The following is a 19,138-nucleotide window of genomic DNA, read 5'->3' as shown; positions in this document are numbered from 1 at the left end:
GCACCTCGCCGAGCAGGACGTACGCGCCCACGGCACGCCGTACGCCGGGGCGGACGCGCACGCGATCGGCGTCGGCGGGGCGATCCTCGGCGGGATCCTCCTGGGCGGTGACCCGGAGGGTGGCCCGCCCGCAAGCTTCGGAGGACCCCGCACCCGGGCACGCAGGCGGCCGAACCCGTAGGCCTATCCCCCGTCCCCCGTCCCCCGTCAGGCCGCGGGCAGTCGTGCCTCCCCCAGAGGGGGGACCCCCAGGGCGGCACGGGTGGGCGCGGGCGGCACCCCGCCGGCGCCGGGCTGCGCGACCCACCCCCGGCTCAGCCGCAACGCCGTTCCGGCCCTCAGAACAGGCTCAGCAGGGCCTCCGCCGGATCCGCCACGCCGTTCTCGCCGTCCGGCAGCGGGAGTTCGAACCACACCGTCTTGCCACGATGTGTGCGGCGGGAGCCCCACGCCGCCGACAGCAGGCCGACGAGCTGGAGACCGCGGCCGCCCTCGTCGGTGTCGCGGGCGCGGCGGCGACGGGGCTGGACGAGGCCGGAGTCCCAGACCTCGCAGACCAGGGTGCGGTCCAGCAGGAGTCTCAACCGGATCTCGCCCTCGCCGTACCGCAGGGCGTTCGTCACCAGCTCGCTGACCAGCAGCTCCGTCGTGTCGACCAGCGGCTCCATGTCCCAGCTGAGCAGCTGGCCGCGTGCGTACTCGCGGGCGCGGCCCACGCTGCGCGGCTCGCGCGGCAGCGTCCAGTCGCCGACGGACTCGGCGGGCAGGCCCTGGACGCGGGCCATGAGCAGGGCGATGTCGTCCTCGCCGTGGTGGCTGTCGAGGGTGTTGAGGACGTGGTCGCAGACGTCCTCCAGCGGGCGGGACGGGTCGGTCAGCGCGCCCACGAAGGCCTGGAGGCCCTCGTCGAGGGGGTGGTCGCGGGATTCGACCAGTCCATCCGTGTAGAGCGCCAACAGTGCACCTTCGGGGAGTTCGACCTCGACCTCCTCGAAGGGTTCCCCGCCGACGCCGAGCGGCATGCCGGGCGGTACGTCGAGCATCAGGGCCGGCTCGCCGGGTTCGACCAGGACCGGCGGGAGATGGCCGGCGTTGGCGAAGGTGCAGCGCCGGGTGACGGAGTCGTAGACCGCGTACACGCAGGTCGCGAGGTACACCTCGGACAGGTCCGCCTCGCGGGGGCGGCGAGCGGCGCGGGTGGCCTGCTGGATGCCTCCGGGGGTGCCGAGGCCGCGGGCGATCTCGTCCAACTGGGAGAGGACCTCGGCCGGTTCGAGGTCGAGCTGGGCCAGCGTCCGTACCGCCGTGCGGAGTTCGCCCATCGCGACGGCGGCGCGCAGACCGCGGCCCATGACGTCGCCGACGACCAACGCCGTGCGGTGGCCGGGCAGTTCGATGACGTCGAACCAGTCGCCGCCGACCTCACTGGGGCGGCCGGTGGAGGCGTTCCCGGGAAGGTAACGGCAGGCGATGTCCAGGCCGGAGGCGACCGGGTCGCCGGGCGGGAGCAGGGACCGTTGCAGTATCAACGCGCGTTCGTGCTCGCGCCGGTAGAGGCGGGCGTTGTCGATGCAGACGGCGGCCCGCGCGGCCAGCTCGACCGCGAGGGCGCGGTCCCGGTCGCCGAACGGCTCGCTGCCCTTCGTACGGGAGAACTGGGCGAGCCCGACGACGGTGTCGTGGGCGACCATCGGCACCGCGAGGGTGGACTGGACGAGGCCGCCCTCCTCGGCGGGAACGGTCTGCGGGCGGGCGGTGCGCAGGGCGTCCGCGCAGGGCGAGTTGAAGGGGTAGTGGTGGACCGCGCCGACCTTGACCGGCGTGCCGATGCCCGCGAAGGGGGCGTCGGAGACGGCGCTGGCGAAGGCGACGCGGCGCAGTTCGGCGCTGCCGTCGGCGAGGCCGGGCGGGGTCTCGTCGCCGGCCAGAAGGCCCTGGTAGAGGTCGACGGTGGCCAGGTCGCAGAAGCCGGGGACGACGACGTCGAGGAGTTCCCGGGCGGTGGTCTCCAGGTCGAGGGAATTGCCGATGCGGGCGCCGGCCTCGTTCAGGAGGGCGAGATTGCGCCGGGCGGCGGCTGCTTCGCGGGCGGCGGCGCGCCGGGCGGTGATGTCGGTTCCGAGCCAGGCGATCCCGATGGGGCGGCCGCTTCCGCTGTGCACGCGGTAGAGGTTGACCGACCAGTGACGGCGGTCCTCGCAACCGGGCACGAAGCCCGTGACGTGCATGTCCGTGATGCTGTCGCCGGTCTCGAGGACCCGGCGCAGCGTCGCGGCAACCCGCTCGGCCTCGCCGCGCGGCAGATAGTCGTGGACGCCCTTGCCCCGGTGGTCGTCGGGTGTGCCGCCGAAGGTCGAGGCGAACCGCTGGTTGGCGCGCCGCACCCGCAGTTCGGCGTCGATCAGCAGGAAGCCGAACGGAGATTGGCCGAAAATGGCCTGCGAGGCGGCGAGATCCGTCTCGATGCTGCGCAGCACCCGGACGTCGACGACGATGCAGACGGCCGCCTTCTCGCCGTCCTCGGTGCGCGTCGGCATCACATAGACCTCGGCGAGACCCTCGCCCCCGCCGCCGTCCACCGTCTCCGGCAGCCGGAAGGGGACCACGCCGGTCCACTCCCGCCCGTCGAGGATCTCGGCCATCTTCCGGTGGCCCTGCGCGCGCAGGTCGGAGTCGATGAACGCCGCGATGGGGTCCATGCCGACGGCCCGCTCGGCGGGGATGCCGAACAGGTGCTCGGCGCGCAGGCTCCACTGGTCGACGAGCCCGTCGGGGCCGATGGAGAAGGACGCGACCTTGATGTAGTCGTAGATCGAGCCGGGCGGACTGCTCTGCCACATGGGGTCGCCGGGCCGCACCTCACCGGAGGCACCCGCGGCCTCCGTTCTCGCGCCGTCCGACGGGTCCTCGGACTCCGTGGCCTTCGCTGGTATCTCGCTCACGCGAACCGTCCCCTCCAGCTCACCGCGTCCGGCACCGGTCACCGGGGGCGGCTGCCCGCAGTATCCAGCACTACGGCGCCGCACAACACGGTGTTCACGATCACAGAACGGTCCAGTTGGTTTTCGGACCGTCCTGCGAGAACACTTCCACTCTTCTAACCAGGGGACACGCCCTCGAATCACGCCTTCCGGCAAGTCCGGTCCGGATTCAGGTCGGTACCGCGAGCTCGAACCACACCGTCTTGCCGGACTCCCCGGGCCGGGTGCCCCAGCGGCGCGAGGAGGAGGCCACCAGTTGCAGGCCGCGCCCGTGCTCGTCCTCGGGCCGGGCGACCCGTTCGTGGGGCGGGTCGGGCAACGGGTCGGAGACCTCCACCAGCAGCACGTCGGGCAGGTCCGGGGGGCGCACCAGGCGGACGCCGATGGGGCCGGTGGCGTGCCGCAGGGCGTTGGTCACGAGTTCGCTGACCAGCAGGGCCGTGATGTCACCGACGCTGTCGAGACCCCAGCCGTGCAGCTGGTGGCGGACGTTGGAGCGTGCGGTGCGCACGGCACCCGGGTCGGCGGGAAAGGTCCACTCGGCGCGGTCACCTTCGGTGTCGATCACGCCGATCACTTCCCGGGCCAGAGAACCCACCCATGCCTGGTTTCGTGGGGTTAATTGGCACATACCCGATATGCGGGACCCAGTACCGCTGGGGGGCGCGCACTGTGGCACGAACGGCGTACGGGTACGGCACCACACGCGGGGTGGCACAGGCCGGCGTCAAGGAGTCAGCCGCTCAGGCGGGCGGCCACCTCACGTACGACCGGAACGTCCTGGTCCAGCCAGTCGACGTCCCAGAGTTCGCCGGGTGCGAGCCAGCGCAGTTCGTCGTGGTCCTCGAGAGGCTTGGGGTCGGGAGAGCCGGGGCGCAGACGGGCGGTCCACACGTGCAGAACATACGGCGGCTTCAGGTCCCACTCCCCCGGCACCCGCTCAACGGCCTCGGCCTCGACGCCGAGTTCCTCCCGCAGCTCACGCACCAGCGCGGCATCCGGCGCTTCGCCCGGCTCGACCTTGCCGCCGGGCAACTCGTAACGCCCGGCCAGTTCAGGGGGTGCACTACGGCGCGCGGCGAGCAGTCGGCCACCGTCGAACAGGGCGGCCCCCACCACCACGATCCGTTCCTTCATGCGCCGGAGCCTACGTCAGGGGCCGAGGGGAGGGTCGCGGCTCAGGTGTCGTCGTCGGTGTCCTGACCGATGCGCTCGACCCAATAGAGCTGCTTGTGCCCGCGGTTGTCGAGACTGTCGGCGATCTTCTGGGCCTCGGCCCGGGTCGCGTACCGGCCCACGCGGTAGCGATTGCCGCCGTCGTCCTGCCGTATGACGAGCCAGGGAAGAGTCACCGTGCTGTCGTTCATCGCGCCCCTCCGCTTCCCGCCCTCGGCCCGCGCGCCCCGCCCGCTAAGGAAACCGCAATCCGCATATGCCCGAGCCTACGCCTAACCTTCACGCAGCGAATACGGCTTTTCACAAAGAGGTACGCAACAAGCCAGGCGCGAGGGGGCGCACGGCGTCGAACGCGCCGTGCGTACGCATCCGCGCATCCGGTCGGCGGCATGGCGGGCACGCCCGGGGTCACCTGCGAAAACGTCCGGAATCGAACGGCGCACGCACCGGCTCCCGGCGCGCGCATGCCGGGAGCAACTGCCGCAGGGGCGTGCGCTGCAGGGCAGGGGTCGGAAAGGTGTGCCCTATTTCACTGGGAGGTGGTACGAGACCCGGTAGCGGTCTGCCGGGATCACCACGTCGGCCGTCTCGACGGGGCGGCCGGAGGCGTAGAAGGTGCGCTGGACGACGAGGACGACATGCCCGGGGACGCCGCCCAGGGAGAGGAGTTCCTCGGCGAGGCCGGGGCGGGCGCCGACCTCCTCGGTGACGTTGTCGACGATCACGTCGATGGCCGCCATGCGCTCGACGACGCCCATGCCGCCGAGAGGGCCCTCCTCGGGCAGCATCACGGGCGTGCGGCCGGTGACGGCGATCGGCTCCCAGGAGGTGGAGAGCATCAACGGCTCGCCACCCTCCCGGAACAGGTACTTCGTGCACATCACGCGGTCGCCGGGCCGGATGCCGAGCCGCTCGGCGATCGCGCCGCTTGCCACGGTCTGTTCGCTGCTGGACTCCCAGGTGCCGCGCGCGGCGGCGTCCGCCTGCTCCTGCCGGAAGGGTGTGGCGCCGCCGTCCGGGCGGAATCCGGAGCGGGCGACGGACCGGGGCACGGGCCGCTCCCGCACATACGTCCCGGAACCGGAGCGGCCCTCGACCAGCCCTTCGGCCATCAGGACCTTGCGCGCCTCGAGCGCGACCGTGTCCGAGACGCCGTACTCCTCGCGGATTCTGGCCTGTGACGGCAGGCGGGTGTGCGGTGGCAGCAGACCGTCGACGATCTTCTTGCGGAGATCACCCGCGACACGCAGGTACGCCGGCTGCTCACCGAATGTCACTGGCCGCTCCCATCAGGTTGTACAGACAGCAACAGCGTGGCAACCCTGGGTTCCGTCAGGCAAGCAAAGGCCAGAGAATCACTCGATGTGATGACTCGCGCGCGGGGAGGGCTGTGCCCAGGCACTTTCCCCCCGCGTTCTCCCGCTTTCTCCCCGCTGTGGGGGCGATCACACGTCGGCGTCGGAGTCGCCCGGGTCAGTGGCGTACTCGGGTGGGCTGGTGTCCAGGCCCAGAGCCTTGCGCGCGGTGATGGTGACCTGCCCGTCGTAGAACGCGTACCCCTCGTCGTAGTGCACGTAGAAGGTGTCCGCGTCACCGGCGGCGGCCGCCTTCGCCCACTGACCGCGCGCGGAGTCGAGCTCCTTCACCAGGTCGGCGAGGGGCTGTTCGGCCCGGGCGGGCCAGCTGTGCTCACCCAGCGTGCCGCTCTGCTCGGCGAGCACGTCGCCCACCTCGCCCGCCCAGGTGCGGTTCGCCGCCAGGTCCTCCTCGGGGAATTCCTCGGGCTCCTTCTCCAGTACGGCGTCGACGGCGCGGGCGGCCTTCAGGTAGGCGAGCTGGTCCGCGTCCAGCGTGGTCGCGTCGCTGCGCAGGGAGCCGGTCAGGGTGCCCTTCTCGTCGGTGTTGCCGAAGATGCAGGTGATCTCGCGGTCGCCGAGCCCCCAGCTCTGGCGGGTCGGGGTCAGGTAGTAGACGTCGACGTTGTCCGGCAGGGCCCAGGTGTCCATGGCGTAGTCGCCGCGCAGGGCATAGCACTTGTCGTCGGCGACGCTCGTGATGTGGTCGTCGCCGGGAAAACTGCCGCCCGGCAGCCGGACGGTGGCGAACACCTCGCCGTCGTGCCTGCCCGCACAGGGCACCACGTCGACGTCGTAGGTCATGCCCTCCAGGGAGCCGCTGGGCGCGTCGAAGCACTCGCCCTTGTCCGGCGAGACGGTCGCAGCCTCCTGCGCGCTCTCCTTGAAGCTCTCCCAGAAGTCGGACACGAAGCCCGTCGAGAGGGTCAGGACCCACAGCGCGAGCCCGACGGACGACAGCACGGACCCGGCGACCGCCATACCCTTCCCGCGCTCGCCCTTCCGCCTGATCTGACGCAGCGCGATCAGGCCCAGCACGAGCCCGACGGCGGGGAGAAAGCACAGGATGCCGAGGACGAGGGCGGCGATGGCGACACCGTTGACCGGCGCCTGCGGCGGATACGGGCCCCAGGCACCGTACGGCGGCGGCGCGTAGGGGCCCTGCGGATACGGGCCCTGCGGGTGGGGAGCCGGGTACTGGCCCTGGGGCTGATGGGGCCCAGGCGGCGGAGGGATGGACACGGGTACCGGGCTCCTGGTTCGGCCGAGGATGCAGAACAGTCGTACGACTTGGCGCATGGTAAGCGCTGGGCGGGCGCCGTGGCGGGGCTCCCCTTCACGCTGGACGCCGAGGACGACCTGCTCCGTACACCGGCTGACGAACCTCGTCCTCGCGGCGGGCCGGGTCACCGACCCGAAGCCCTTCCGCGAGGACGAAGATGACGGTACGTCAGGAACGTCAGAACTGGAGCGCCCAGGCGTCGATCCGCCCGGTGTCGATGTTCGCGTTGTCGCTGACCCTCAGCTTCCACGTGCCGTTCGCGGCCTCCGAGGAGGCGTTGACGGAGTACGTGGTGTCGATGTTGTCCGCACTGCCGCCGGTGCCGTACCCCTTGAGCGTGTACGCGGTGCCGTCGGGGGCGATCAGCTGGACCTGGAGGTCGCCGATGTACGTGTGGACGATGTGGACCTCGACGGCGAGCGCGGAGGGCGCGTTGCCGGAGACGCCGGAGACGGTCACCGGGGACTCGACCGTGGAGTTGTCGCTGATCGTGTAGTCACCGGTGTTCTCGAAGCGCGGGCCGGGCGGGGTCGGGGTGCCGCCGCCGACGTACAGGAGCCGGTTGGGTGAGCCGGTGCCGGGGCTGGTGACGACGTTGGGGGTGGCTGCGGAGGTCAGCGCGGTGGACACCTGGGCGGGCGTGGCCGTGGGGTTGTCGGCCAGGTACAGCGCCGCCGCTCCGGCGACGTGCGGGGTCGCCATCGACGTACCGGAGATGGTGTTGGTGGCCGAGTCGCTGGTGTGCCAGGACGAGGTGATGGACGAGCCCGGCGCGAACAGGTCCAGGACCGTGCCGTAGTTGGAGTAGCTCGCCTTGGCGTCGCCGGACGTGGTGGCGCCGACCGTGATGGCCTCGGTGACGCGGGCGGGGGACCGGGTGGAGGCGTTGGTGGTCTCGTTGCCGGCCGCGACGGCGAAGGTGACGCCGGAGGCGATGGCGTTGCGTACGGCGGTGTCGAGGGCGGTGTCGGCGCCGCCGCCGAGGGACATGTTGGCGACGGCCGGCTTGACCGCGTTCCGGGCCACCCAGTCGATGCCGGCGACGACCTGGGCGGTGGTGCCGGAGCCGGAGTTGTTCAGCACGCGGACGCCGACGATCCTCGCCTTCTTGGCGACGCCGTAGGCGTTTCCGGCGACCGTGCCGGCGACGTGGGTGCCGTGGCCGTTGCCGTCCTGGGCGGTGTTGTCGTTGTCGACGGCGTCGTAGCCGTAGGAGGCACGGCCGCCGAAGTCGCTGTGGGTGATGCGGACGCCGGTGTCGATGACGTACGCCGTGACGCCCTGGCCGGCGGAGTCCGGGTAGGTGTACGAGCTGTTCAGCGGGAGGTTGCGCTGGTCGATGCGGTCCAGGCCCCAGGAGGGCGGGCTGGGCTGGGTCGCGGCGACGGTGAAGGTGCGGTTCTGGACCACGGAGGCGACGGCCGGGTCGGCGGCGAGACGTTTCGCCTCGGTCTCGGAGGCCTCGATCGCGTAGCCGTTCAGGGCCTTCTTGTACGTGCGCTCGATGGTGGCGCCGTACTTCGTCGCCAGGGCGCGTCCCTCGGCGGAGCCCGAACGGGCCCGGTCCGCCTTGAGGGTCACGATGTAGCTGTCGGCGACGGCGTTCGCCGCGCCCTCGTACTGGATTCGGCCTTCGGCTGCCGGGGCCGCGCCGGCGGGGAGGGCGGCGACCAGGCTCGCGGCGAGTGCCGCGGCGGTCGCGATGCCTGTGGCCGCCAGTCTTCGCCGGGTATGACGCATCACTGCCATCTGAGGGGTCCTCCTCAATCGGTGGTGCGCTGGTGTGGGGACGGCGCCAGATGAGCAGGGGCATGTCAAATTGCGCTGGCTCACCTGTGCGTCAGCCGAAAGATTGAGGCTTCCACAGGAATTGCACAAGGGCCCTGCACGGATGTAACCGGCAGGCCATACGGCCGACATGACGAGCCGTCAAGGCCCTCCTGAAGACGAAGCCGCCTCCAGGAGGGCCCGCGCCGGATCACTCGTCGAACGCGGTGTTCCGGGTGCTCTTCTCCCAGGCGGTGACGTCGGCCCGCACCTGCTCGAGGTGGTCGAGGACGGCGGTGACCGAGTCGTCGCCGAGCGGCAGGCGCAGCGGCGTCTCCGCCGTGTCCAGGGCGGCCAGGATGACCGCCGCCGCCTTCGCCGGGTCGCCGGGCTGGGTGCCGTCGCCGCCGGAGACATACGCACGGGTCTGTGCCACCTTGGGGTACACGCCGCTGTCGGCGCTGAAACCGGCCCGGCTGCCCTCGAACAGCGAGGTGCGGAAGGCGCCCGGCTCGACGATCAGCACCTTGATGCCGAACTCCCGCACCTCGTCCGCGAGCGCCTCCGACATGCCCTCCAGCGCGAACTTCGTTCCGCTGTACGCCGAGAAGCCCGCGAACGACAGCTGCCCGCCCACGCTGCTCATCTGCACGATCGCGCCCGAACGCCGCTCGCGCAGATGCGGCAGCACCGCCCGCACCAGCGCCGCCGGGCCGAGGACGTGCACGTCGAACAGGGCGCGCAGCTCGTCGTCCGTCGTCTCCTCGAAGGCGCCGACATGGGTGCGGCCGGCGTTGTTGACGAGGACGTCGATCCGCCCGTGCCGGTCCACGACGTCGCGTACCGCGGCGTCGATCGCGGCGATGTCGGTGACGTCGAGCCGCAGCGGGTCCACGCGGCCGGGGTGGGCGGCCACCAGGTCGTCCAGCGCTTCCGGGCGCCGCGCCGCGCCGACGACGGTGTCACCGGCGGCGAGCGCCGCCTCGGCGATGGCGCGGCCGAACCCGCTGCTCGCGCCCGTGATCAGCCAGATCCTGCTCATACAGCTCCCTTCGCCTTCTTCGCTCCTGGCCGCACGGTGTCACACGCCGGCCTGCACGGCTCGGCATTCGTCCAGGAAGTCCACGATGTGTCCGAACACGTCCAGGGCCGCGTTGCGCCCGATGAACGTGTCGAGGTGGCCGTGGCCCGGGACCTCGACGTAGCGGACGTCCATGTCGGGGTAGCGGCTCGACAGGACCTCGTGGCACAGCTTGTTGGAGTCGTACCAGAAGCGGTTGTCGCTGCCGGACAATCGCAGAAGAGGTGCCTCGATCTTGCCCGCGTTGTCGAGCGCGTTCTTCGGCAGCGCGTCGTAGCGGCCGTCGCCGTCGTTGAACCGCATCATCGTGTGGGCCAGTTCGATGCTCCGCAGGTGCGGCAGGATCCACCTCGGCACCGTGCCGTACAGCTCGGCGAGGCGGTCGTGCGTGCGCACGTCGAGGTTGTCGTGCTCGAACAGCGAACCGCCCACACCCCCCGAGTCGTTGTGCAGGATCTGGCAGGTGGGGTCCTTGCACTCGGCGCCGAGCGAGACCTCCGCGTACAGCAGCGAGTACTTCGACCACAGCCCGACCTTCTTGAAGTCGGTGGGGATGTTGACCAGCCGGGACCGCAGCAGCTCGCCGCCGAAGTGCAGCCGCACCCGGGTCTTCCAGGACATTTTCGGAGCCGTCGGCGTGCGGCAGGCACAGCAGCCGCACCGGCGCGTCCGGAGCCGGGTGGTAGCGGCGGATCCAGCGGCCCGTGTCGGCGCGGTTCCCCGTCACAGCGCGAACCGGACGTCGGTCAGCCGCTCCGAGAGCTCCCACAGCCGGCGGCCGGTCTCGGCGTCGGTCGCGCGGGGCGCCAGCTGGACCCGCTTCGGTGCACCGCGCAGCTCGCCCATGCCGTCCGGCCCGATCAACTCGCCGCCCACCACGGTCGGTTCGGTGGCCGCGTACAGCTGCGGCAGCGCTCCCTGGTCCGGGGACTGGGCGAGCGGGGAGAGCAGGGTGCCGAAGAGCAGCTTCACCATGCCGGTCGGCGAGCTCGTCTGCAGGTTGGTGGAGGTGTAGCCGGGGTGGGCGAGCACGCTGCGCACCGGGCTGCCTGCGGCGGTCAGCCGCTGGTGGAGGGCCCAGCCGAAGACGGCGTTGGCGAGCTTCGACTGGTTGTAGTAGCCCATGGGCGAGTACTTGCGCTCGCCGGTGAGGTCGTCGAAGAAGATCGTCGCCTGCCGGTGGTTGGTCGACGTCACCGAGACCACCCGGGGGTCGGTGCCGACGGACAGCAGATCGAGCAGCAGGCCGGTGAGCGCGAAGTGGCCGAGGTGGTTGGCGGCGAACTGCAGCTCCTGGCCCTGCCGGTTCAGGGAGCGGGGCGGCGCCATCAGACCGGCGTTGTTGACCAGGACGTCCAGCCGCGCGTGGTCGAAGCGCACCTGGTCGGCGAAGGCCCGCACCGAGTCGAGGTCGGCCAGGTCGACACGGCGCACCTCCAGGCTCGCGCCCGGCTGCCGGGCGGCGATCTCCTGGGCCGCCCGCTGCCCCTTCGCCTCGTCACGCACCGCAAGGATCACATGCCCGCCCCTGCGGGCCAGCGCCCGCGTGGTCGCCAGACCGAGACCGCTGTTGGCTCCGGTGACGACGAACACCCGCTTGGTCTGGTCCGGGATGTGATCGACGGTCCAGCGCTGCCGCTTGGTCATGCGTCACACGTTGCCCTGCATGTCATTCAGTGTCAAGGCGCGCCTGGGTGCCATCAGCGGCATGGCGTGTACGATGGGTGGGGTGAGCACTCGCCCCGAAGTGAGCCTGGCCCAGCGCAAACGTGAGCTGGTCTCCAACGAGCTGACCGAAGCGGCGCTGCAGCTGCTGGCCCTGAAGGGGTTCGACGGGGTCACCATCGACGAGATCGCGGCCGCCGCCGGAGTGTCCAAGCGGACGTTCTTCCGGTACTTCGCGTCCAAGGAGGACGTCGTCGTCCAGTTCCTGGCCGAGATGGGCGCCGGTATCCGCACCGAGCTGGCGGGCCGCCCGGCCGGGGAGCCGCCGTCCGTCGCCCTGCGGCACTCCGTCTCGGTCTCCGTCGCGGCCTGCGCCGGCCACTCGGACCGCGCCCTGCGCGTGGTCCAGCTGATCCTGGGCACCCCCGCTCTGCACGCCCGCTTCCTGGAACGCCAGGCCCACTGGCGCGACGAACTGGCGACGGAACTGGCGCACCGCCTCGACCTCGACCGCGCCACCGACCTGTACCCCCAACTGGCCGCCGGAATGGCCCTGACCGCCTTCGACACCGTCCTGCAACGCTGGAGCGACAGCGACGGCGCCGAGGACCCCACGGCCCTGTCCGACCGGGCTTTCGCGATCATCGCCCCCGCGCTGGACAGAGCCGCGCAGGCATAAGGCACGCTCCGCGCTCACCGGACCGACGCGGCCGGCGGACGCTCGCGTACGGCGCCGTAGGCCAGGAAATAGGCAGGCACCCGGTTCAGCCACCGCGAGGTGGTGATCAGCTCGGTCATCCGCTGCGCCCGCCTGGGGTTGCCGAAGGGGGAACGTCCCGCCAGCAGCGGTTCGATGACCCGGGCGTGGGCCGTCCGCTGCAGCGCCTGTGTCAGGGCCGTGGTCGGCCACCGTCGGCGCTGGACGGCGCGTACGTCCCGCAAGCCCACCGCGCCCCCGCGCAGCGGCTCGACGAGATACCGGGCAGCGGCCACGGCGTCCTCGACGGCGAGGTTGATGCCGATGCCGAAGACCGGCGACATCGCGTGCGCCGCGTCGCCGATGCACAGCAGCCCCGGGCGGTGCCAGCGCCGGAGGCGGTCGAGCCGTACGTCCAGCAGCTTCACCTCGTCCCACGACCGCACCGCCTGCGCGCGGTCCCCGAGCCACGGGACGGCGGCCGTGAAATCGGCCATGAACCGGTCGAGCCCGGCGGCGCGGCGGCGGGCGTCGGTTCCCTTGGGGATCAGCGCGGCGCACTGCCAGTAGTCCCCGCGGTCGATCATGGCGGTGAGGAACCGGTCGCCGACGCCTCCCACGAGCCCGTGCGGGTCGCCCTCCCGCCGCGGCAGCCGGAACCACCAGGCGTCCATCGGGCAGTCGAACCTCCGCAGTCTCAGTTCGGGCCGCGACCGGGCCAGCGAGTCCCGGCCGTCGCAGGCGACCGTGAGGGTGGCCCGCAGCTCACCGGTACCGCCGTCGGACGTGCGGTACCGCACCCCTGTGACGCGTCCGCGCTCCACCAGGAAGGACGTCGCCTCGGTGCTCATCCGCACGGAGAAGGACGGCTCCCGCCGGGCCTCGTCCGCCAGGAGGTTGAGCAGGTCCCACTGAGGCACCATGGCGATGTAGTTGTACGTGCTGCGCAGCGCGCCGATGTCTCCGACGGTGACCAGCGAACGGTCCCGGCCGAGCGGCAGCTGGACCGTCGTCACCCGCCGCTGCGGCAGTTCGGCGAACCGCTCGGCCAGACCCAGCTCCTCCAGCAGCGCCAGGGTCGACGGATGCACGGTGTCGCCGCGGAAGTCGCGCAGGAAGTCACCGTGCTTCTCCAGGACGGTGACCGCCACGCCGGCCCGGGCCAGCAGCAGGCCGAGGACCATTCCGGCGGGGCCGCCGCCCACCACACAGCACGTCGTCCGCTCCATCACGCGCCTCCCTGTCGGGTCCATCACGTGCCGCCCTGTCGGGGTTCCCGAAGCCGACCAGAGCGGATCATATAATCCCAAAGTGCCGCAATTTCTCCGCAAATGTCCGCGACGCTCCGGAGGCCGCCATGAATCCGCAGCCGGTCCTTCTGCCCTACGCCGACCCGACCTTCGTGGCGGATCCCTTCCCGTTCTACCGGCAGCTGCGCGAGGACGGCCCCGTGCGGCGCGCGGTCATCGCCGGCGGCCTGGAGGCCTGGCTGGTCACGCGGTACGAAGACGGCCTCGCCGCCCTGTCCGACCCCCGGCTGAGCAGCGACGTCCGCGAAGCGTCGGACCCCCGGCTGCTGCAGCAGCTGCCCGCGACGGAGCGCGAGTCCATGCTGCGCACCATGCTCCGCGCCGACCCGCCCGAGCACACCCGGCTGCGCCGCCTGGTCTCCAGGGCGTTCACCGCCCGCAAGGTGGCCGAGCTGCGGCCCCGCGTCCAGGAGATCACCGACCGGCTGCTCGACGCGATCGCTCCGGCCGGCGCCGCCGACCTCGTCGAGGACTTCGCGCTGCCGCTTCCGGTCACCGTGATCAGCGAACTGCTCGGCGTGCCCACGGCGGACCGGCACGACTTCCAGCGGTGGACCGACGACATGATCCTGCGCGGAACAGAGCCGCCGGACCCGGCCGTGGTGAATGAGGCATGGCAGCACATGCGCTCGTACCTGACCGAGCTCCTGGCAGCCAAACGAGCCCGGCCGCAGGAGGACCTGCTCAGCGCGCTGATCACCGCCCGGGACGAAGAACAGCGCCTCGACGAGGACGAGCTCATCGCGATGGCGTTCCTGCTGCTGGCGGCCGGCTACATCACCACGGTCAACCTGATCGGCGGCGGCATCGCCGCGCTGCTGGCCCACCCCGACCAGCTCCGGATGCTGCGGGACGATCCGGCGCTGCTGCCGGACGCCATCGAGGAGTTCCTCCGCTACGACGGACCGGTCAACCCCGGCATCGCCCGGTTCGCGCGCGAGGACGTCACCATCGGGGGCGTGACCATCCCGCGGGGCGCGACCGTGCTGATCGCCTCCGCCATCGCCGACCGCGATCCGGCGCGGTTCCCCGACCCCGATCGCCTGGACATCACCCGGCGGGACAACGCCCACCTCGCCTTCGGCCACGGCCTGCACTACTGCCTCGGGGCGCCGCTGGCCCGGCTGGAGGGCCAGGTCGCCATCGGCACCGCCCTGCGCCGCCTGCCCGACCTCGCCCCCGCCGTACCGCCCGGCGAACTCCGCTGGCGACCCGGCGGCCTACGTGGCCCAGAGCACCTGCCGGTCACGTTCACTCCGTCCGCCGGACGTCCGTCCCAGGGCCGCTCCAAGGACAGGGACCGACCGATACACCGTGGGCCGGCGCTCGGCCGATGATGGACACTGCACCGGTGAGCAATCGACTCCACTGGTGGCTGCCCATCTTCTGGCGCCGCGAGAACAGCTGAGCGAACTGGCGCGAGTCGAGACGCCCCGCCCCCGCGCAGCCCTGCGTCATCCCAGCACCAGAGGGCTCAGACACCCCTCGTGCACCCCTACGCGGCTTGCGTGCAGGCAACGGGCTTGCCTCCTTCGAGGGCTGGGCCCTGGGCGATGGTGGATCCGGTGATCGCGAAGTTCTCCACCGCCCGCACGGTGTGCACGCCGTCGTAGGGGTCGGCGGGACCTCGAAGAGAGCCGGCATCTCGCGGTGACCGGGCGGAAGCGGCTCGGGCGGTGGTGCCAACGCGCGAGGTCGAAGTTGATACCCGCTCTCTTGTCACGAGCCGGACCTGTTCGCCGCGCTCGCCCACCGGCGCCGGTGGGCGAGCACAGACGGAAGGAGCCGAAGGATTTGGGACAGGGACGACGGCGACGGAAGGTGCCGTGTCCGCTCCCGGTTGCCGGCCGGTGATCAGCCGTTGAAAACGGCCTCGGGCTGGTCGCGGCTTTCGTGCAGGTCCCAGTACAGGGGGGCGATCTGCTCGGGCGTGGCCGACGGGATGCCCTCCGGGCCGCCCTCGCCGATCCAGACGTCGATCGCCACGTGTGCGGCGTACACGCCGGTGTCGGCCAGCTCGTTGTGCAGGTTGATCACCCAGTTGCGCAGGGCTCCACCGGCTGCGTTGACGTTGCCGAACATCGGCACCGGGTTCACGGAACCGCCGCCGGTGGTGAACAGCAGCGTCCCGGCGCCGGCTTCCCGCATGGCGGGCAGTACCGCGCGGGCGGCCGTGACAGCGCCGTAGAAGGTGTACTCGATCTGCGGCTGCAGATTGTCCACCGTGACCTCGGAGGGGGTGGCCGTGGTGAAGCCGGGCACCGGGGAGTGCGGTGCCGGGGAGTACTCCAGCACGTCGAGCGTGCCGAAGCGGGCCTTGGCCGCGTCCAGGGCGGCGGTGAGCGAGGCGCGGTCCAGCACGTCGGCGGGGAACGCGGCGGCCGTGATGCCTTCCTGGCCGAGCTGGTCGACCAGCGTCTGAAGCTTCTCCTTGGTGCGGGCGATCAGGGCGACGTCGAAGCCGCGGCTGCCGAAGGTACGGGCGATGGCCAGGCCCATGCCGGGGCCGGCGCCGACGATGGCGATAGTGGGCACGATCAGGTCTCTTCCGTAGAGTGGGGCGGGTTTCAGGAGCAGGTGACGGCGAGCTTGCCGAGCGCGCCCGCGCCGAAGGCGGCGAACGCCTGGGAGGCCTCCTCCAGCGGGTAGGTGGCGGTGACCGGCACCCGCAGCGCGCCGGAGGCGGCCTGCTCGGCCAGGGCGGTCAGGGTCTGGGCGTTGGGGTCGGCCCACACCGCGTGGACGGTGATGTCCCGGCCCTCGACGGCGTCCTGGGTCAGGCCGATGGTGGAGGCGATCTGCCCGCCCGGCCGCAGCAGGCCCGCAAGCGCCGCGCCGTCGCCCGCCAGGTGCAGCACGGCGTCCACGCCCTCCGGGGCGATCTCGCGGACCTGGGCCTCCAGGTCACCGGTGAAGTCCACGAGGTGGACCGGCTCCTTGGTCAGGCCGGTGACGAAGTCGGCCTCCGCGCCGGGACGGGCGGTCGCGATCACCTTCGCGCCGCGGGCGGCGGCGATCTGCACGGCCAGCGCGCCCACTCCACCGGTGGCGCCCGAGATCAGCACCGTCTCGCCCTCGGCCAGGGACACCGTGTTCAGGCTGTCCAGGGCGGCCGTCCCGGCCAGGCCCAGCGCGCCCGCGTCCTCCACCTTCAGGCCCGTGGGGATGGGGGCGACGCCGATTCCGGTGGACACAGTGACGTACTGGCCCAGCGACCCCGTGCCCAGGAACGGCTTCATCACGACGCCGAAGACCGCGTCGCCGACCGTGAAGCCGTCCACGCCCTCACCGACGGCCTCGACAGTGCCCGCGAAGTCCTTGCCGAGCACCAGCGGGAACCGGTGCTCCATCATCCCCTGCAGATAACCGGCCGCCGTAGAGGCGTCGAAGCCGTTCACCGACGAGGCGGCCACCTTCACCAGCACCTCCCCGGCCTCGGGGCGGGGGGTGTCGACCTCGGTCACGGCAGGGGTGGCAGGTACGGAGCTCAGGGTTACAGCACGCATGACGATCACCTTCACATAACTGGAACGGTCGTCCCGTTTCTCTCGCCGCAGCATAACAACACAACCGGGCCGGGTGTTCCACTTAGGTAGAGTGAGGACATGACCCCCTCCGCAGCCCCAGGCGAAACCCCGGACGAGCAGCCCGAACCGGGACTGCGCGCTGACGCCGAACGCAACCGTGACCGCATCCTGGCCGCCGCCCGCCGCCTCTACGCCACCGAAGGACTCGGTGTCTCCATGGCCTCCGTCGCCCGCGAGGCAGGCGTCGGCAAAGCCACCCTCTCCCGCCGTTTCGCCACCCGGGAGGAACTCATCAACGCAGTCTTCGCCGACCGTATGGACGCCTACGCCGGCGCTGTCGCCGTGGCACTCGCCGACCCCGACCCCTGGCAGGGCTTCACGGGCTACGTCCACGCCGTCTGCGCCATGCAGGCCGCCGACCGCGGTTTCGCCGATGTCCTGACCATGACCTTCCCCGCCGCGAAGGCGCTGGAGGCCCGCCGCGCCGAGGCGTACGAGGGATTCGTCCAACTCATCACCCGCGCCAAGGCCATCGGCAAGCTCCGTGAGGACTTCACCTCACAGGACCTCGTCATCCTGCTCATGGCCAACGCCGGCGTCATCGCCGCCACCGGCGACGCCGCGCCCGACACCTGGCGCCGCCTGGTCGGCCACATGCTCCGCTCCTACGCCGCTCCCGGCGCCGACATCCCGCCACTGCCCGAGGCCCCCGCACCCACCGCGCTGTACCGCGCCATGGTCCGCCTCACACGCACCGGCACCCACACGTCCTCCTGAAGTGGGCCGGCTGCGGTCCAGGCCCGGAAGGCACGTCCGGCTGGGCCGGTCTCGCGACGGCGGCCGGGATGATGGGCGCCACCCCCGGTACGCCCTGAGCGTCACGAGCGCAGCAAAAGAGGCCCGCCTCCCCGGGCGGGCCCCTACTTGACCTGGGCGAACCCGCACGCGGACGCCAGCCGTCCCCGCGCGCATTCGGGTGTCCGGCGTTGGTCCGGCCTTGACCTTCGAGTCGGGTTGAAGGTTTACCGTCGGCCGTGTGACGACTTTCCGCATCTCGCAGCTGGCCGAGCGATCCGGCGTACCGGCCACGACGCTGCGCTTCTACGAGACCGCTGGACTGCTGCCGGCCGAGCGGACCGCGTCCGGGTACCGCGTCTACGGCGAGGACGCGGTGGAGCGACTGGCCTTCATCTCTTCGGCGAAGCTGCTGGGCTTGGCGCTGGAGGAGATCCGCGACCTACTGGAGGTCCGTGAGGAAGGTGCGTGTGCCTCGGTGCGGGCCCGGATGCTGCCGCTGGTCGCCGACCGGATCACGGATACCGACGGCCGGATCGCTGAGCTGCGCGCCTTCTCCGCCCGCCTGGCCGGGGTCCATGCGGACTTGTCGGGCCCGGCGCCGGCGGGCGCGTGCGGCCCGGACTGTGGCTGCACCACGACCAGCGCCCCTGCTGTCGCACCGGTGCCGGTGACGCTGTCGCCGACCCGTCCCTCTGGCCCGGACCGGGAGACGTGGCGGGACGCGCCGGTCGCCTGCACCCTCGGTGGCGCCGAGCTGGGCGAGCGTACCGAGCAGTGGCGCGTGCTCGTCGAAAAGGCCCGGCAACGCGAGGAGATCGACGACGGGCTGCGGCTGTCCTTCCCACCTGACGCCGAGCTCGCCGGGCAGCTCGCGGCGCTCGCCGCGGCCGAACAGGGCTGCTGCGCGTTCTTCGACTTCACCCTGCGTCTGACCCCCGACGTCCTCCAGCTGAGCGTGCGCGCACCCGAGAGCGCCGCCGGGATGCTGGCCGACCTGTTCGGAGGGACTGCATGACCACTCCGTCCTCCCGCCCGTCCCGGCCCTGGGGCACGCTCGGCACCGGCGCTGCCGCCCTTGCCGCCTGCGCGGTGTGCTGCGCAGGCCCGCTCCTGGCGGTGCTCGGCGGCATCGGCATCACCTCGGCGATCGGAGCCCTGTGGATGCCTGTCCTTGACCGTAGGGCGGCAGCCTAGCCCTTCGAGTCCGGCTTCCAGTCCTGGACGAGGAGCCCGAGCAGCACCTCGTCCAGGAACTCGCCCAGCACCCAGGCCGAGGAGCGCAGCACGCCCTCGCGGACGAAGCCGTTGCGCTCGGCGGAGCGCAGCATCGCGGCGTTGTCCGACAGCGTCTCGATCTGCAGCCGCTGCAGGCCGCGCACGACGAAACCGTAGTGGCACAGCACCGCGACCACGTCGGTGCCGTAGCCCTTGCCGCGGGAGGACGGCAGCAGCCCAAGTCCGATGTGCGCGGACCGGTTGTGGTTGTCGATGCCCCACAG

At 71.7% G+C, this 19,138-nt stretch carries 19 protein-coding genes and 1 pseudogene; 6 read left to right on the top strand and 14 right to left on the bottom strand.

Annotated features, from left to right (window positions below):
• Positions 1 to 181: pseudogene (locus ACTWQJ_RS24045) on the top strand (hypothetical protein); the annotation flags it as partial.
• A gap of 157 nt (positions 182 to 338) precedes the next feature.
• On the opposite strand, the gene ACTWQJ_RS24040 reads toward ACTWQJ_RS24045, so the two are convergent.
• The 10 genes from ACTWQJ_RS24040 to ACTWQJ_RS23995 form a co-directional block, all read right to left on the bottom strand.
• Positions 339 to 2,942: a SpoIIE family protein phosphatase gene (locus tag ACTWQJ_RS24040; protein ID WP_443308663.1), complete on the bottom strand. Its 2,604-nt coding sequence runs from the start codon at positions 2,940 to 2,942 to the stop codon at positions 339 to 341.
• A 208-nt stretch (positions 2,943 to 3,150) separates the two neighbouring features.
• Positions 3,151 to 3,612: an ATP-binding protein gene (locus ACTWQJ_RS24035; protein WP_443308662.1), complete on the bottom strand. Its 462-nt coding sequence runs from the start codon at positions 3,610 to 3,612 to the stop codon at positions 3,151 to 3,153.
• Positions 3,613 to 3,716: 104 nt separating this feature from the next.
• Positions 3,717 to 4,118: a (deoxy)nucleoside triphosphate pyrophosphohydrolase gene (locus ACTWQJ_RS24030; protein WP_443308661.1), complete on the bottom strand. Its 402-nt coding sequence runs from the start codon at positions 4,116 to 4,118 to the stop codon at positions 3,717 to 3,719.
• 41 nt (positions 4,119 to 4,159) lie between these two features.
• On the bottom strand, positions 4,160 to 4,348 hold the full coding sequence (locus ACTWQJ_RS24025) for an SPOR domain-containing protein (protein WP_409469896.1): 189 nt from the start codon (positions 4,346 to 4,348) through the stop codon (positions 4,160 to 4,162).
• Between the two features lie 333 nt (positions 4,349 to 4,681).
• Positions 4,682 to 5,434, bottom strand: coding sequence for a GntR family transcriptional regulator (locus tag ACTWQJ_RS24020; protein WP_443308660.1), 753 nt, complete (start codon positions 5,432 to 5,434; stop codon positions 4,682 to 4,684).
• Between the two features lie 168 nt (positions 5,435 to 5,602).
• Entirely contained in the window at positions 5,603 to 6,754 is a 1,152-nt protein-coding gene (locus ACTWQJ_RS24015) for a DUF4190 domain-containing protein (protein WP_443308659.1), read from the bottom strand.
• A gap of 217 nt (positions 6,755 to 6,971) precedes the next feature.
• A complete protein-coding gene (locus tag ACTWQJ_RS24010; protein ID WP_443308658.1) occupies positions 6,972 to 8,543 on the bottom strand; it encodes a S8 family peptidase in 1,572 nt (523 codons plus the stop codon).
• A 229-nt stretch (positions 8,544 to 8,772) separates the two neighbouring features.
• Positions 8,773 to 9,603: an oxidoreductase gene (locus ACTWQJ_RS24005; protein ID WP_443308657.1), complete on the bottom strand. Its 831-nt coding sequence runs from the start codon at positions 9,601 to 9,603 to the stop codon at positions 8,773 to 8,775.
• Positions 9,604 to 9,642: 39 nt separating this feature from the next.
• The gene (locus ACTWQJ_RS24000; protein WP_443308656.1) at positions 9,643 to 10,263 is read right to left on the bottom strand and encodes a hypothetical protein; all 621 of its coding nucleotides are present in this window, start codon (positions 10,261 to 10,263) and stop codon (positions 9,643 to 9,645) included.
• A gap of 102 nt (positions 10,264 to 10,365) precedes the next feature.
• Entirely contained in the window at positions 10,366 to 11,289 is a 924-nt protein-coding gene (locus tag ACTWQJ_RS23995) for an oxidoreductase (protein WP_443308655.1), read from the bottom strand.
• A gap of 73 nt (positions 11,290 to 11,362) precedes the next feature.
• On the opposite strand from ACTWQJ_RS23995, the gene ACTWQJ_RS23990 reads away from it, so the two are divergent.
• Positions 11,363 to 11,986 (top strand): TetR family transcriptional regulator, encoded by a 624-nt coding sequence (locus ACTWQJ_RS23990; protein WP_443308664.1) that lies wholly within the window; start codon positions 11,363 to 11,365, stop codon positions 11,984 to 11,986.
• Between the two features lie 14 nt (positions 11,987 to 12,000).
• Here ACTWQJ_RS23990 and ACTWQJ_RS23985 read toward each other — a convergent pair whose 3' ends face one another.
• The gene (locus tag ACTWQJ_RS23985) at positions 12,001 to 13,233 is read right to left on the bottom strand and encodes an FAD-dependent oxidoreductase (RefSeq protein WP_443308654.1); all 1,233 of its coding nucleotides are present in this window, start codon (positions 13,231 to 13,233) and stop codon (positions 12,001 to 12,003) included.
• 128 nt (positions 13,234 to 13,361) lie between these two features.
• Between ACTWQJ_RS23985 and ACTWQJ_RS23980 the strand changes: the two genes are divergently transcribed.
• On the top strand, positions 13,362 to 14,651 hold the full coding sequence (locus tag ACTWQJ_RS23980) for a cytochrome P450 family protein (protein WP_443308653.1): 1,290 nt from the start codon (positions 13,362 to 13,364) through the stop codon (positions 14,649 to 14,651).
• Between the two features lie 517 nt (positions 14,652 to 15,168).
• On the opposite strand, the gene ACTWQJ_RS23975 is transcribed toward ACTWQJ_RS23980, so the two are convergent.
• Both ACTWQJ_RS23975 and ACTWQJ_RS23970 read right to left on the bottom strand, forming a co-directional pair.
• The gene (locus ACTWQJ_RS23975; protein WP_443308652.1) at positions 15,169 to 15,849 is read right to left on the bottom strand and encodes an SDR family NAD(P)-dependent oxidoreductase; all 681 of its coding nucleotides are present in this window, start codon (positions 15,847 to 15,849) and stop codon (positions 15,169 to 15,171) included.
• Positions 15,850 to 15,881: 32 nt separating this feature from the next.
• A complete protein-coding gene (locus ACTWQJ_RS23970; protein ID WP_443308651.1) occupies positions 15,882 to 16,820 on the bottom strand; it encodes an NADP-dependent oxidoreductase in 939 nt (312 codons plus the stop codon).
• A gap of 99 nt (positions 16,821 to 16,919) precedes the next feature.
• Here ACTWQJ_RS23970 and ACTWQJ_RS23965 point away from each other — a divergent pair, with 99 nt between their 5' ends.
• From ACTWQJ_RS23965 to ACTWQJ_RS23955, 3 genes are all read left to right on the top strand, one after another.
• The gene (locus ACTWQJ_RS23965; RefSeq protein ID WP_443308650.1) at positions 16,920 to 17,618 is read left to right on the top strand and encodes a TetR/AcrR family transcriptional regulator; all 699 of its coding nucleotides are present in this window, start codon (positions 16,920 to 16,922) and stop codon (positions 17,616 to 17,618) included.
• Positions 17,619 to 17,877: 259 nt separating this feature from the next.
• Positions 17,878 to 18,654, top strand: a complete 777-nt coding sequence (locus ACTWQJ_RS23960; RefSeq protein WP_443308649.1) for a heavy metal-responsive transcriptional regulator — start codon at positions 17,878 to 17,880, stop codon at positions 18,652 to 18,654.
• Complete coding sequence (locus ACTWQJ_RS23955) at positions 18,651 to 18,833, top strand: hypothetical protein (protein WP_443308648.1); 183 nt, start codon at positions 18,651 to 18,653, stop codon at positions 18,831 to 18,833. Before ACTWQJ_RS23960 ends, ACTWQJ_RS23955 begins: the two co-directional genes overlap by 4 nt.
• On the opposite strand, the gene ACTWQJ_RS23950 is transcribed toward ACTWQJ_RS23955, so the two are convergent.
• Positions 18,830 to 19,138: GNAT family N-acetyltransferase (locus ACTWQJ_RS23950; RefSeq protein ID WP_443308647.1), on the bottom strand; the 309-nt coding region annotated here is incomplete at its 5' end. The two genes, ACTWQJ_RS23955 and ACTWQJ_RS23950, sit on opposite strands and share 4 nt — an antisense overlap.

Origin of the sequence: Streptomyces sp. KR55 (assembly GCF_052245645.1) — a bacterium.
In the GTDB taxonomy this organism is placed as follows: domain Bacteria; phylum Actinomycetota; class Actinomycetes; order Streptomycetales; family Streptomycetaceae; genus Streptomyces; species Streptomyces flavusporus.
Note: the sequence above shows the minus strand (reverse complement) of the source record. Positions and strands in the feature narration are given on the sequence as shown.